Genomic DNA, 13,018 nt, shown 5'->3' with positions numbered 1-13,018 from the left:
ACACCTGGACATACGCCGCCTTCCGGGCCCGGCTCCGGGCCCGGCTCCGGGCCCGGACACACGGTCAGATCCAGGTGTCGAACCACATCCGGTTGCGCCACGCCTCCATCGGGATGGGGTGCCCGGTGTAGATCGGGAAGAAGTAGATGAAGTTCCAGGCGATGAGCAGCACCAGGGTGCCCGCCCCGACCGCGCCCACGACCCGGCGCCGCTCGGAGGACCCGGGCGGCCCCAGGATCGCCCCGATCATCATGGCCAGCGCGAGGCACAGGAACGGCACGAACACGACCGCGTAGAAGAGGAAGATCGTCCTCTCCTGCCACAGGAACCACGGCAGATATCCCGCGGCGACGGCGCACAGCACCGCTCCCGCGCGCCAGTCGCGCCGCAGCCCCCACCGGTAGAGCAGGTAGAGCAGCGCGAAACAGGCGGCCCACCACAGCAGCGGGGTGCCCAGCGCGAGGACCTCGCGGGCGCACTTGTCGGTGGCGTCCGCCGGGCAGCCGTCCTGGCCGGGCGAGGGGGACTCGTAGAAGTACGAGACCGGGCGGGACTGCACCAGCCAGCTCCAGGGGTTGGACTGGTAGGTGTGCGGCGAGGTGAGGGTGGTGTTGAACCTCCAGACCTCCTGCTCGTACGCCCACAGGCTGCGCAGCGGGTTGAGGATCCCGGCGAGGAAGCCGTCCGGGCCGTGGCCGCCCTCGGTCTCGGCCCAGTGCCGGTAGTAGCCGCTGTGCTGCCAGCCGCCCTTCTCGCTGTACGTACCGCTCTTGACGAACCAGCCGGTCCAGGAGGCGAGGTAGACGCCGAGCGCGACGGGGACGGTCGACAGGAACGCCCACGGCACGTCGCGGCGCAGCGTGGCGAGCGTGGGGCGGCGGGCACCGGCCAGGCGGCGCGAGCCCATGTCCCACAGGACCGTCAGCAGACCGAAGGCCGCCAGATAGACGGCTCCGTTCCACTTGGTGGCGCAGGCCAGGCCCAGGAAGACGCCGGCCGCGATCCGCCACGGGCGGAGCCCGAGCGGGAGCCGGTCGCCGACCGCGGCGTCGGGCCGGGCGGGCCCGTCATCACCGACCGGGAGGGCGGCGGCCAGCCGGGCCCGCGCCTTGTCGCGGTCCACGAGCACACAGCCGAAGGCGGCCAGCACGAAGAACATCAGCACGGAGTCGAGCAGCGAGGTGCGGCTCATGACGAAGTGCAGGCCGTCCACGGCCATGAGGGCGCCCGCGAGGCAGCCCAGGAAGGTGGAGCGGAAGAGCCGGCGGCCGATGCGGCAGAGCATCAGCACCGAAAGGGTGCCGAGGACGGCGACCATGAAACGCCAGCCGAAAGGGTTCAGCCCGTACAGCCACTCACCGAGGCCGATGACCCACTTGCCGGCCGGCGGGTGCACGACATACCCCGGGGCGTCCGGGACCGTGTCGAAGCCGCCGATGATCTTGTCGTTGATGTCGTCGGGCCACTTCGCCTCGAACCCCGACTTCCACAGGGCCCAGGCGTCCTTGGCGTAGTACGTCTCGTCGAATATCACCGCCTTGGGACTGCCCAGGTGCCAGAACCGGGTCAGTCCGGCGAGGAGCGCGACCAGCAGCGGGCCGATCCATCCCGACCACCGCGCCAGCACCAGGGCGGCCCCCGGCCGTGCCCCGAGCGCCGCCCACACCCGTGTCCCGGGCTCGGGGAACGCCGGTACGAGCCGCTCCCGGACGTCGGGCCGCGGCCCTCCCACATAGCCGAAGCGGCGGAGTCTGCGCTGCCACGGGGGCTGTCGCTCGTCCGCCGTCTGGCCCTGGCGTGCTCGGGTCGCGGTGTCACTGGTCACCGCGCCATCGTAGGGAACCAGCCTGTGGGAGTCCGGAGGGCGCCGCGCGGCCCCCCGTCCGGCGGGAGTGGAGGGGTGCCGTCCGGCGGGGGCGGCGGGGCACGCGGGCCGGTCCTCGGGCGGCGGCTCCTCGGAACGGCCGCGCTCCCCGGGCGGCGGGTCGCAGGGCCGGGGCGGCCGGTCCGCGGGCGGCCCCGGCCCGCCCGCCCGCGGCTCGCCCGCCCCGGCCCGCCCGCGGCTCAGTTCCCCGCCAGCGCTCCCCTCAGTCCCATGTTGCTCACCAGCAGCCCGCCGTCCACCGGCAGCGTCACCCCTGTGATCCAGGACGCGTCCTGGGACGCGAGGAAGGTCACCGCCGCCGCGATGTCCTCCGGGCGGCCGACACGGCCGAGGGGGTACTGGCCGGCCGCCCGGTCCAGGTTCGCCTCGCGGCCCGCCCAGTTCGGGGTGCGGACGGTGCCGGGCGCGACGAGGTTCACCCGGACCCCCCGGGGCGCGCAGTGGCCGGAGAGGGTGCGGGTGAGGCTCGCGAGACCGGCCTTGGCGGCGCTGTAGGCGTGATTGCCGTAGTCCTGTTCGCCGTTGACCGAGCCGATGTTGACGACGGCGCCGCGGCCGCCCGCCGCGGCCAGGTGCGGCACGGCCGCGCGCACGCAGCGGAAGGCGCCGGTCAGCGTGATGTCGAGGTCCCGGAACCAGTCGTCGTCCGCCTCGTCCTCGACCAGCGCCGGGTCGGGGTGGCAGGAGAGGGCGTTGTTGACCAGGACGTCGAGGCGGCCGAAGCGCCGGACCGCCGTGGCCACCGCCGCCTCGACGGCCGCCCGGTCGCCGACGTCGCAGGCGAGCGGCTCGGCGACGCCGCCCGCGGCCCGCACCTCGGCCGCCACCCGGTCCGCCCGCGCGCCGTCGAGGTCCGTGACGAGCACCCGCGCGCCCTCGGCCGCGAAGCGCCGCGCCGTGGCCTCGCCGATGCCGCGGCCCGCCCCGGTGATCAGTACCGCGTAGCCGTCGAAACGCGCCGCTGCCGCCATGCGGCAAGCACTACCCGGCGAGCGCCTTGCCAACCGCCCGTACGAGCGCCTGTGCGCGCGGGTCCGCCGTGACGTTCTTCTGCAGGCCGTTGGTGACGTAGCCGAAGGCGATGCCCGACTCCGGGTCCGCGAAGGCCAGCGAGCCGCCCCGGCCGGGGTGGCCGAAGGAGCCGGGGGCCAGCAGCGGGGAGGCCGCCCCGTGCAGCATGTAGCCGAGGCCGAAGCGGGTGTTCACCACCAGGACCCGGTCCGGGCCGACCGACTCCTCGGTACGGGCCAGGGTCAGGGTCGCGGGCGCGAAGAGCCGGCGGCCGCCCTCCACGTCCCCGATCAGCGAGGCGTAGAAGCGGGCCAGCCCGTCCGCCGTGGCGATGCCCGCGGAGGCGGGGAGCTCGGCGGCGCGGTACGCGGGGTCGTTCTCGTCGGCGAGCGGCGTGATCGCGGCGAACGCGCGGCGGGTGAGGGAGTCCGGGTCGTCGTAGGCGGCCGAGACGGACTGCTTGGGGCGCACCCGCAGGCCCGGGGTGGCGGGGGCGGCGGGCGGCTCGACGGGGGCGACCCGTCCGGCCCGGTCCCGCTCGGCTTCCGGCAGGCCGATCCACAGGTCGGCGGCGAGCGGCCGGGCTATCTCCCCGGCCACCCAGGTGCCTATCGTGCGCCCGGTGATCCGGTGGACCAGCTCGCCGAGCAGCCAGCTGTACGTCTGCGCGTGGTAGCCGTGGGCCGTGCCGGGCTCCCAGGCGGGGGCCTGGGCGGCGACGGCGCGCGGGCCGCTCACCCCGTCGACGGCCTCGGCCGGGGTCAGCGGCGCGTCGAGGACGGGCAGGCCGGCGCGGTGGGACAGCAGGTGGCGCACGAGGACGCGCTCCTTGCCGTTCGCCTTGAACTCGGGCCAGTACGTGCCGACGGGCGCGTCGAGGTCGACCTGGCCGCGCTGGTGGAGCAGGAGCAGCACGGCGGCGGCGACGCCCTTGGTCGCCGACCGCACGATCTGGGCGGTGCCGGGCGCCCAGGGGGCGGCGCCGGTGTCGTCGGGCGCCGCGTCGGCGTCCTTCGTGCCGCCCCACAGGTCGGCGACCTTCCGGCCGTCCCGGTAGACGGTGACGGCCGCGCCGCGCTCCCCGCGCCGGGCGAAGTTCTCCGCGAAGGCGTCCCGGACCGGCTCGAAGCCGTCCGTCACCGTGCCCTGGACGTCCACCACTGTTCTCCCGCTCCCACTGTGCCGATCGCGTGTGCCGATCGCTGTCAATACCTCCCACAATGGTGCAACGCCATGGTCAATGCGCGTAGACCGGGGCACCGGAACCGTCAGGTGCCGCCGGCACGCCGGGGACGCCACGACTCTCAGGCCCCGCCGGCCGGGGCCCGGCCCGGGACGGCCACCGCGCGCGGGTCGAAGCCGAACGGCAGCTCCAGCCGGTGCGCCCGCATCAGCGCCTCGTCGCAGAGCAGCTCCCGTGTGGGACCGTCCGCGACGATCACGCCGTCACCGAGCACCACCGCCCTGCCGCACAGCTCCAGGGCGTACGGCAGGTCGTGCGTGACCATCAGGACGGTGACGTCGAGGGCGCGGAGGATGTCGGCGAGCTCACGCCGGGAGGCCGGGTCGAGGTTGGAGGAGGGCTCGTCCAGGACGAGGATCTCGGGCTCCATGACGAGGACGGTCGCGACGGCCACCCGGCGCCGCTGCCCGAAGGAGAGGTGGTGCGGGGGCCGGTCCGCGAACCCCTCCATGCCGACGAGGGCCAGCGCCTTGCGCACGCGCGCCTCCAGCTCGGGCCCGCGCGCCCCGGCCGTCGCCGGGCCGAAGGCGACGTCCTCCCGGACGGTGGGCATGAAGAGCTGGTCGTCGGGGTCCTGGAAGACGATGCCGACCCGGCGGCGGATCTCGGCGAGGTTCCGCTTCTCCACCGGCAGCCCGCCGACCCGGACGCCGCCCAGCCCGCCGCCGAGGATGCCGTTGAGGTGGAGGACCAGGGTGGTCTTGCCGGCGCCGTTCGGCCCGAGCAGGGCGACGCGCTCGCCGCGGGCGACCTTGAGGTCGACGCCGTAGAGGGCCTGGTGGCCGTCGGGGTAGGCGTAGGCGAGGCCGGAGACTTCCAGGGAGTACGGGTGCGCGGGGGGTGTGGAGGGTCCGGGAGGCGTAGGGGTCATGGGTGGTCTCCGTCCGGCGTGCCTTGGTGGGCGGTGAGGTTTGAGGGCGGGTCCGGGTGTGGTGGTGCGCCTGCGGCGGGCTTCTCCCCTACCCGCCCCTTCCCGTAACCGGGGGCGAGCCCCCGGGCCCCCGTTCCGCGCTACCGCGGGGTGGCCTCAAACGCCGGCCGGGCTGAATTTGCCCGGTTCCGGGCAACATTTCAGCCCGTCCGGCGTTTGAGGACCGGGGTCCGGGGCGGAGCCCCGGTTACGGGAAGGGGCGGGTAGGGGAAAAGGCCCCGCGCAACGGCACCCTCGCCTCGCCCACCCGCTCACCCCGCCGCTCACCCCGCCGCATAAGCCCACCCGCCCGCGCACACCGCCACCGCCGCCACCGGCAGGGCCGCCGCCCGCGCCCACTGCGCCCGGGTCGCCGTCACCTCGTCGATGACCGGCATCGTCCCCGCGTACCCCCGGCTGAGCATCGCCAGGTGGACGCGCTCCCCCCGCTCGTAGGAGCGGATGAACAGCGTGCCCGCGGTCCGGGCCAGCACCCCCCAGTGCCGGACGCCGCGCGCGCGGAAGCCGCGTGAGGCGCGGGCGACGCGCATGCGCCGCAGCTCGTCGGTGACGACGTCCCCGTACCGGATCATGAAGGACGCGATCTGGACGAGCAGGGGCGGCAGCCGGAGTCGCTGGAGGCCCAGCAGCAGGGCGCGGAGCTCGGTGGAGGCGGCCAGCAGGACGGAGGCGGCGACGCCGAGGGTGCCCTTGGCGAGGACGTTCCAGGCACCCCAGAGGCCCGGTTCGCTGAGCGCGAGGCCGAGGACCCGTACGCGCTCCCCCTCGGCGACGAACGGCATCAGCACGGCGAACGCCACGAAGGGGACCTCGATCAGCAGCCGCCGGAGCAGGAGGGCGGCGGGGATCCGGGCGGTGCCGGCGACGGCGGCGAGGAGGGCCGCGTACAGCGCGAAGGCCCATACCGCCGTGCGCGGGGTGGAGACCACGACAAGGACGAAGCCGAGCACGGCGAGGATCTTGCAGTGCGGGGGCAGGGCGTGCACCGGGGAGCGGCCGGGCCGGTAAAGCCGGTGGGAGGCGTGGCCGGCGCCCATGTCAGACGGACCCGGCCGCCGGGGCCTCCGCGGCGGGCGTGGGCGCGTGGGCGCGGCGGCGGCGGACGACGAGGAAGACACCGGTGCCGGCGGCGAGGGTGACGCCGACGCCGATCACCCCGGCGAGGCCACCGGAGATCCGGGCGTCGGAGACGTCCTTGACCTGGTAGTCGGCGAGGGGGGAGCCCTTGGCGGCGTGTTCCTCGGTCCTGCTGTCGAGGCCCTTGTCGTGGGCGACCTTCTCCAGGCCGTCGGGGCTGGTGGAGGCGTAGTAGCTGACGCCGCCGGCGCAGACGAGAGCGGTGACGAGGCCGGCGGCCCACACCCGGCGGGCGGAGCGGCGGGCGGGGGCGGGCGTCCGCGCGGGCACGGGTTCCGGGGCGGGAGGGGACCCCGGGGACGTCCGCAACTCCAGCGGCCGTACGAGCCCGCGGGCGCCGTGTACGAGGTCGGGCCGTACGGCGAGCACCGCGCCGACCGTCAGGGCGGTGATGGCGGCCTCGCCGACGCCGATGAGGACGTGCACGCCGGCCATGGCCGTGAAGACCTTGCCGAGGGAGACGTCGGTGGTGCCGCCGAGGGCGTAGAGGAGGGTGAAGGCGCAGGCGGCGGCCGGTACGGAAACGAGCGCGGCGACGAACGAGGCGGCGGTGACGCTGGGCCTGCGGCGGGGCAGGAGGACGAGGAGCGCGCGGAAGGTGCCGTAGGCCACGAGGGTGGTGACGACGCCCATGTCGGTGATGTTGACGCCGAGCGCGGTGAGGCCGCCGTCCGCGAAGAGGATCCCCTGCATCAGCAGGACGACGGATATACAGAGGACGGCGGTGTACGGGCCGACGAGTATCGCGGCGAGGGCACCGCCCAGGAGGTGGCCGCTGGTACCGGCGGCGACGGGGAAGTTGAGCATCTGGACGGCGAAGACGAAGGCGGCGACGAGGCCGGCGAGCGGTGCCGCTCTGTCGTCGAGCTCGCGGCGCGCGCCGCGGAGGGCGGTGGCGACGGCCGCCGCGGCGAGGGCGCCGGTGGCGAGGGAGACCGGGGCGTCGATGAATCCGTCGGGGACGTGCATGGCGGGACTCCGCTCTGCGGGGCCGTGCGCGGTGGTGTGCGGCGCGGCTGTTCGTCACGGGTGGCCGTGACGGGCGGTCGTCACGGCTGAGGCTGAGGCTGGAGGGCACGGGCGCTGGTCACGGCTGGGCGTGACGAGCGCTCGTCGCGGCTGGAGGTCACGGACGCTGGTCACGGACGCTTGTCACGGCTGGAGGTCACGGGTGTTCGTCACGGCTGGGAGGCCACGGTCGTTCGTCACGACTGGTCGTCACGACTGGTCGTCACGGGCGGCGGGCCCGCTGTCCGGCGTGCGCGCCGCGTGGTGCCGGGCCCGCGTGGGGTCGCGGGCCCGTGGGGGTGCACCGGTCCGCACGCCGGCCAACGGGGGGAACCGCTCGATGATAGGCGCGTGTTGCGAACCCTTCGCAAGAGCGTGTGCGCCGCTTCTGCACGCCTCTCGCTCACCCGCGCGCCGCCAGCGGTGGCGGGAGACGCCGTCTGCCCGAATGCTGAATCACGGAGGACTTCGTTCCGCGGACTTCGGAGCTTCGGAGGTTGCCACATGGCCACGGCCGCCGCGCCCACCGCTGAGGCCCCCGCGACCCCGCCCGAGCTCAGCCGCCGCCGGATCAACCTCGTCTTCGTCACGATCGTCCTCGGCATGCTGCTGGCCGCCCTCGACCAGACGATCGTCTCGACCGCCCTGCCGACGATCGTCGCGGACCTGGGCGGCGGCGGGCACATGGGCTGGGTGGTGACGGCGTACCTCCTCGCCGAGACCGTCTCGACCGTCCTCGTCGGCAAGTTCGGCGACCTCTTCGGCCGGAAAGTGATCTTCCAGCTGAGCGCGGTGGTGTTCGTCGGCGGCTCGGTCTTCGCGGGCGCGGCGGGCTCCATGCTGATGCTGATCGCCGCGCGGGCCCTCCAGGGGATCGGCGGCGGCGGTCTGATGGTGACGGCGATGGCGCTGATCGCGGACGTCATCCCGCTGCGCGAACGCGGCAAGTACCAGGGGGCGCTGGGCGCGGTCTTCGGTGTGACGACGGTGGTCGGGCCGACGCTCGGCGGGGTCTTCACCGACCACGCGACGTGGCGCTGGTGCTTCTACGTCAACGTGCCGGTCGCCATCGTGATGGTGGTCATGGCGGCGCGGACGATCCCGGTGGTGCGGTCGGCGGTGCGGCCCGTCATCGACTACGCGGGCATCGCGCTGGTGGCGCTCGGCGCGTCCGGGCTGGTGCTGGGCCTGGAGTGGGGCGGCAACGAATACGCGTGGGGGTCGCCCGTCATCATCGGCCTGTTCGCGGGGTCGATCGTGCTGCTGGCCGCGTTCGTACGGGTGGAGCTGCGGGCCGAGGAACCCATGCTCCCCATGCACCTCTTCGCCAACCCCGTCTTCACGATCTGCTCGGTGCTCAGCTTCATCGTGGGTTTCGCGATGCTGGGGGCGCTCACCTACCTGCCGACGTACCTCCAGTACGTGGACGGGGTGTCGGCCACCATGTCGGGCGTACGGGCGCTGCCCATGGTCGCCGGACTGCTCGGCGCGTCCATGCTGTCCGGCGTGGCGGTCAGCCGCACCGGCCGCTACCGCGTCTTCCCGATCGCGGGGACGGCCGTGATGGCGCTCGGCCTGTTCCTGATGTCGACCATGGGCGCGTCGACGGGGCCGTGGCTGGAGTCGCTGTACATGTTCGTGCTCGGCATCGGCATCGGCCTGGCCATGCAGGTGCTGACGATCGCGGTGCAGAACACGGTGCCGTACCACGAACTGGGCACGGCGACCTCAGGCGTGACCTTCTTCCGCACGCTCGGCAGCGCCTTCGGCACGGCCATCTTCGGCACTCTGTACGTCAAGCAGTTGCGCCCCAACCTGGAGGAGGCGCTCCTGCGTTCCCCCGGCGTCCCGCCGGCCGCGGTGCAGAGCCCGCAGGACCTCGCCCGGCTCAGCCCGGAGCAGGCGCGTCCGGTCATCGACGCCTACGCGGAGACGATCAACTACGTCTTCCTGTGGGTCGTGCCGGTCGCGCTCGTCGGCTTCGTCGCCGCGTGGTTCCTCAAGCAGGTGCCGCTGCGGGACAGCGCGCGGGCCGGGGCGCAGGACATGGGCGAGGCGTTCTCGGCGCCCGACTCGGCGGAGGCGCAGCGCCAGCTGGAACGGGCGGTGGCGGGCGTGATGCGCAGGGCCGAGGGCCCGCCGGTGAGCCGCCAGGTCCTCGCGGCCTCGGGCAGCTCGCTGGGCCCGGCCGAGGCATGGACGCTGGGCCAGATCCACTGGCGGCTCCGCGTCCGCGGCGAGGCCCTCCTCTCGTCCGTCGCCACCGCCCACCGCATGCCCCCGGAGGCCCTGGAACCGGCCTTCGCCCGCACGGCGTCCGCGGGCCTGGCCCGGGTGGACGGCGACCGCCTGACCCTGACCCCGGCCGGCGAGGCGGAACTGGAACGCCTGGGCACGGCCTGGCGCACCTGGCTTGCCCACCACCTCGACGACTGGGACATCACGGACCCGAAGGACAGGGCGCTCCTGGACCGGGCGCTGGACACGATGGCGGCCCGGCTGCTGGAGGAGGACGAGAAGGGGCAGGAGCGGATCGGGGTGTGAGGGCTGTCGCACCGGGGCTGCGGTCCGAGGCGAGGGCGTCGGTTACGGCGGTGTTCGGGGGCGTACGCGGCACGAAGCCCGTGGCCCGTCCCGCGCCTCGGGAGGAGGCGCGTGGGCGGGCTCGCGGGTGGCTCAGACGGAGCCGACGCCGGCCTGGGCCTTGATGGTGTCCACGGCTTCGCCGGTGAGCCACCGAAGCGGCACGACGGTCCACCGGTCACCCTTGCGCATGATCACGGCGTTACCGTCCTTGGTCCGTCCGATGTGGACGAAGCCGTGGTCACGCCGCAGGTCCTTGGCCAGGTCCTCTCCGTGGATCACGCGCTACTTCCCTTCGCGCTCCTCGTCGTCGGCCATACTGCTGTAGACGCTACCGTTCCGGGAAACCTGTGTATCGGGGTCGGTGACCGCGTCCCTGTTCTCGTCCGGGTCCCACTCGTCGCCCTTCTTACCCACGCCGCGCTCCTTCCAGGGTGATGCCCCGCGCCGCGTCGATCAAGGCGACCCTCGCCCGCAGCACTTCCGTCCCGTCAGCCGGGCGCACGTCGCCTCGTTCGGCCTCCCACTCCAGGCCACCTCCGCCGGGGCGGAGATGGACACGGGTCGGCGTGAGGTCCATGACCACCCCGATCCGACCTTTGGCCATGTCCAGGGCCATGTCGCCTACAGCGACCGATGCCTTCGTTGAGTTCATGCCGTGATCGTCGCTGCTACTCCCCGGACGCAGGAACCTCGCTCAAAGGACAGTCCGGGACGTCTTGGTGCTGCTAAAACGTCCCAGGGGCATCCCCACGGATGGCAGGAGAAACGACGTGCCGAACGAACGACTTCGCGCCGCCATGGTCACCGCAGGCTGGACCTGCGCCACCCTGGCAGCCGAGGTAGGTGTCGACCCGAAAACCGTCGAGCGGTGGGTCAGCATCGGACGTACACCGCACCGCGTCACCGCCGTAAAGACAGCCGAGAAACTGGGAGAAGATGTCCAGGCGCTGTGGCCGGCGCTGGCTCATGCCAGGCGGGCACGCGCCGCAAATGCCGAGCTGGTCGCGCTCTACGGACAGCGAGCCGAACTTTCCGTCACCGCGTTCGTCGACTTGATCGCTCAAGCACGCGAGCATGTCGATATGTTGGTGTACGCCGCCGTCTTCCTGCACGAGGCGTATCCCGGACTCAACGACCTTCTGCGAGAACGGGCGACCAAGGGCTGTGCGATTCGGGTGGCGGTAGGAGATCCGAACAGCGCCAACATCCAGCAGAGGGGCCGTGAGGAACGATTCGGGGACGGGATCGAATCCCGGTGCCGTCTCGCCGCCATGCATTACAGCCCCATCGCACGAACACCGGGAATCGCGATCCGGCAGCACGGGACCACTCTCTACAACAGCCTTTACCGCGCTGATGATCAGATGCTGGTGAACTCCCATGTATGGGGCGTCAACGCGTACAGTGCGCCAGTGTGGCATCTGCGGCGCCATAGCAAAGGCGGAATGTTCGATACGTACGCCGAGAGCTTCGAGGCTGCCTGGGCTACGGCAGTTCCTGTCCGGGAGGGATGACCATGGCCCGTACCGAGTACTACGACGACCCCGCCGCCCCCGAGCCCAACTCCCTCGTCGTCGCCGCCTCGGCCGTCGTCACCGACGACGCAGGCCGTGTCCTGCTCCAGCGCCGCCGGGACAGCGGCCTCTGGGCACTGCCCGGCGGCGGGATGGAGATCGGGGACTCACTGCCCGGCGCGGCCGTGCGCGAGGTCAAGGAGGAGACCGGGCTCGACGTGGAGATCACCGGGCTCGTGGGAACGTACACCGATCCGCGTCACGTCATCGCCTATACGGACGGCGAGGTGCGCCGGCAGTTCAACGTCTGCTTCACCGCCCGGATCACCGGAGGCGCGCTCGCCGTCTCGGAGGAGTCCACGGAGCTCCGCTTCGTGACCCCGGACGAACTGGACGCGCTCCCCATGCATCACACGCAACGCCTCCGGATCGGCCACTACCTGGCCCACCGGGAGCAGCCCTACCTGGGCTGACGTCACCGCCGGCGCCGTGCCCCCGTCACAGTGCCGCCCGGCTCCCCGTGTCCACCGCCGTCGTGGCCGTGGCCGCCCGGGCCGCGGCCTCCGCGACCTGGTCGGCGGTCAGGACGTAGCCGGTCTCCGTGTCGGCGGTGGAGCGGGCGAAGACGACGCCGTAGACCTTGCCGGTGGGGGTGAGGAGGGGGCCGCCGGAGTTGCCGGGGCGGACGGTGGAGCGGACGGAGTAGACGGTGCGGGTGGTGATGCCGTCGCCGTAGATGTCCTGGCCCTTGGCGCGGACCTCGTTGGCGACCGTCGCGGCGCGCAGGTCGAGGCCGCCGTTCTCGGGGAAGCCCGCGACGACGGCCGCGTCGCCGCGCTTGGCGGTCTTGTCGAAGGGGAGGACGGGGGCGTCCAGGCCGGGCACGTTCAGGACGGCCACGTCGGTCTTCGGGTCGAAGAGCACCACCTTCGCCGGGTACGCCTTGCCGACGCCGCCCACCTTCACGGTCGGCCGGCTGACCCCGGCGACGACGTGGGCGTTGGTCATCACATGGCGGGACGCGTAGACGAAGCCGCTGCCCTCCTGGCCCCGGCGGCCGTCGCGGACGTCGGCGACGCCCTCGACCTTGACGACGCTCTCGCGCGCGGCGCGCGTCGCGGCGACGGTGACCGCGTCACCGGACGGCTTGGCGACACCGGTGGCCGGTTCGTTCTCGAAGGGGTTGAAGACCTGCGGGAAGCCGGCCCCGGACAGCGCGTCCGTCGTGCGGCTGAACCAGGTGGGCGCCTGTTCGGGCATCGCCTTCTGGACGGCCCCGAGCAGCGTGGAGTCCTTGATCTCCCTCGTCAGGAGGGTGGAGTTCGCCGAGACCAGGACGCTCGCCGCGACCCAGCCCACGAGGAGCACGGCCAGCGAGTTGACGGCCGCGCCGCCGATCCCGTCCACGCCGCGCACGGGCGCCCACGTCAGCCTGCGGCGCAGCTGCCAGGCCAGCCGTCCGGCCAGGGCGTGACCGGCCGCGGCGGGCAGCAGGACGACGAGGACGGCGACGACCGCGGCCGTCGAGGTGCCCGCCGTGAAGGGCTCCAGGGCGTACGGCAGCGCCAGCACGCCCAGCACCGCGCCGCCGAGGAACCCGGCGAGCAGGACCACTCCGGCGACCAGCCCGCGCCGGAAGCCCGAGACCGCGTAGGCGACGACGACCAGCATGAGAAGCACATCGAGCAGGTTCAACGTGGAGC

13 protein-coding genes are annotated in these 13,018 nt (G+C 73.2%); 3 read left to right on the top strand and 10 right to left on the bottom strand.

All coding sequences use genetic code 11. The features are described from left to right. Positions 1-64 precede the first annotated feature (64 nt). The 6 genes from LUZ64_RS18345 to LUZ64_RS18320 form a co-directional block, all read right to left on the bottom strand. Complete coding sequence (locus LUZ64_RS18345) at positions 65-1,825, bottom strand: dolichyl-phosphate-mannose--protein mannosyltransferase (RefSeq protein WP_095581100.1); 1,761 nt, start codon at positions 1,823-1,825, stop codon at positions 65-67. 239 nt (positions 1,826-2,064) lie between these two features. Continuing rightward, on the bottom strand, positions 2,065-2,856 hold the full coding sequence (locus LUZ64_RS18340) for an SDR family NAD(P)-dependent oxidoreductase (protein ID WP_095584944.1): 792 nt from the start codon (positions 2,854-2,856) through the stop codon (positions 2,065-2,067). A 10-nt stretch (positions 2,857-2,866) separates the two neighbouring features. Then, complete coding sequence (locus LUZ64_RS18335; protein ID WP_095584943.1) at positions 2,867-4,057, bottom strand: serine hydrolase domain-containing protein; 1,191 nt, start codon at positions 4,055-4,057, stop codon at positions 2,867-2,869. A 143-nt stretch (positions 4,058-4,200) separates the two neighbouring features. Further along, a complete protein-coding gene (locus LUZ64_RS18330; protein ID WP_095584942.1) occupies positions 4,201-5,010 on the bottom strand; it encodes an energy-coupling factor ABC transporter ATP-binding protein in 810 nt (269 codons plus the stop codon). Positions 5,011-5,333: 323 nt separating this feature from the next. After that, the gene (cbiQ, locus tag LUZ64_RS18325) at positions 5,334-6,107 is read right to left on the bottom strand and encodes a cobalt ECF transporter T component CbiQ (protein ID WP_232390167.1); all 774 of its coding nucleotides are present in this window, start codon (positions 6,105-6,107) and stop codon (positions 5,334-5,336) included. Between the two features lies 1 nt (position 6,108). Further along, positions 6,109-7,176 carry an energy-coupling factor ABC transporter permease gene (locus LUZ64_RS18320; RefSeq protein ID WP_232390168.1) on the bottom strand — a complete coding sequence of 356 codons (1,068 nt, stop codon included), beginning with the start codon at positions 7,174-7,176 and terminating at the stop codon, positions 6,109-6,111. Between the two features lie 543 nt (positions 7,177-7,719). Here LUZ64_RS18320 and LUZ64_RS18315 point away from each other — a divergent pair. Then, positions 7,720-9,759 carry an MDR family MFS transporter gene (locus tag LUZ64_RS18315; protein ID WP_095579353.1) on the top strand — a complete coding sequence of 680 codons (2,040 nt, stop codon included), beginning with the start codon at positions 7,720-7,722 and terminating at the stop codon, positions 9,757-9,759. A 132-nt stretch (positions 9,760-9,891) separates the two neighbouring features. Here LUZ64_RS18315 and LUZ64_RS18310 read toward each other — a convergent pair whose 3' ends face one another. The 3 genes from LUZ64_RS18310 to LUZ64_RS18305 are packed head-to-tail and all read right to left on the bottom strand — an operon-like array spanning position 9,892 to position 10,453. Further along, the gene (locus tag LUZ64_RS18310; protein ID WP_095579352.1) at positions 9,892-10,080 is read right to left on the bottom strand and encodes a hypothetical protein; all 189 of its coding nucleotides are present in this window, start codon (positions 10,078-10,080) and stop codon (positions 9,892-9,894) included. Between the two features lie 3 nt (positions 10,081-10,083). Beyond that, on the bottom strand, positions 10,084-10,215 hold the full coding sequence (locus tag LUZ64_RS37175) for a hypothetical protein (RefSeq protein WP_267897156.1): 132 nt from the start codon (positions 10,213-10,215) through the stop codon (positions 10,084-10,086). Next, the gene (locus tag LUZ64_RS18305) at positions 10,208-10,453 is read right to left on the bottom strand and encodes a hypothetical protein (RefSeq protein ID WP_143593028.1); all 246 of its coding nucleotides are present in this window, start codon (positions 10,451-10,453) and stop codon (positions 10,208-10,210) included. The genes LUZ64_RS37175 and LUZ64_RS18305 overlap by 8 nt, the downstream gene beginning before the upstream one ends. A gap of 118 nt (positions 10,454-10,571) precedes the next feature. Between LUZ64_RS18305 and LUZ64_RS18300 the strand changes: the two genes are divergently transcribed. Together LUZ64_RS18300 and LUZ64_RS18295 are read left to right on the top strand one after the other, a co-directional pair. After that, positions 10,572-11,315 (top strand): DUF5919 domain-containing protein, encoded by a 744-nt coding sequence (locus tag LUZ64_RS18300; RefSeq protein ID WP_095579350.1) that lies wholly within the window; start codon positions 10,572-10,574, stop codon positions 11,313-11,315. Positions 11,316-11,317: 2 nt separating this feature from the next. Continuing rightward, positions 11,318-11,788 (top strand): NUDIX hydrolase, encoded by a 471-nt coding sequence (locus LUZ64_RS18295; protein ID WP_095579349.1) that lies wholly within the window; start codon positions 11,318-11,320, stop codon positions 11,786-11,788. Between the two features lie 25 nt (positions 11,789-11,813). Here LUZ64_RS18295 and LUZ64_RS18290 read toward each other — a convergent pair whose 3' ends face one another. Next, entirely contained in the window at positions 11,814-13,010 is a 1,197-nt protein-coding gene (locus LUZ64_RS18290) for a MarP family serine protease (protein ID WP_095579348.1), read from the bottom strand. Between the last annotated feature and the right edge of the window lie 8 nt (positions 13,011-13,018).

Source organism: Streptomyces albireticuli (assembly GCF_021228125.1).
In the GTDB taxonomy this organism is placed as follows: Bacteria; Actinomycetota; Actinomycetes; order Streptomycetales; family Streptomycetaceae; genus Streptomyces; species Streptomyces albireticuli.
This window is presented reverse-complemented; position numbering and strand designations above follow the sequence as displayed.

Excerpts from the sequence above, each read along its gene's own strand:
- LUZ64_RS18340 (WP_095584944.1), bottom strand. The coding sequence starts at position 2,856 with ATGGCGGCAGCGGCGCGTTTCGACGGCTACGCGGTACTGATCACCGGG.
- LUZ64_RS18330 (WP_095584942.1), bottom strand. The coding sequence starts at position 5,010 with ATGACCCCTACGCCTCCCGGACCCTCCACACCCCCCGCGCACCCGTAC.
- cbiQ (WP_232390167.1), bottom strand. The coding sequence starts at position 6,107 with ATGGGCGCCGGCCACGCCTCCCACCGGCTTTACCGGCCCGGCCGCTCC.
- LUZ64_RS18320 (WP_232390168.1), bottom strand. The coding sequence starts at position 7,176 with ATGCACGTCCCCGACGGATTCATCGACGCCCCGGTCTCCCTCGCCACC.
- LUZ64_RS18315 (WP_095579353.1), top strand. The coding sequence starts at position 7,720 with ATGGCCACGGCCGCCGCGCCCACCGCTGAGGCCCCCGCGACCCCGCCC.
- LUZ64_RS18305 (WP_143593028.1), bottom strand. The coding sequence starts at position 10,453 with ATGAACTCAACGAAGGCATCGGTCGCTGTAGGCGACATGGCCCTGGAC.
- LUZ64_RS18295 (WP_095579349.1), top strand. The coding sequence starts at position 11,318 with ATGGCCCGTACCGAGTACTACGACGACCCCGCCGCCCCCGAGCCCAAC.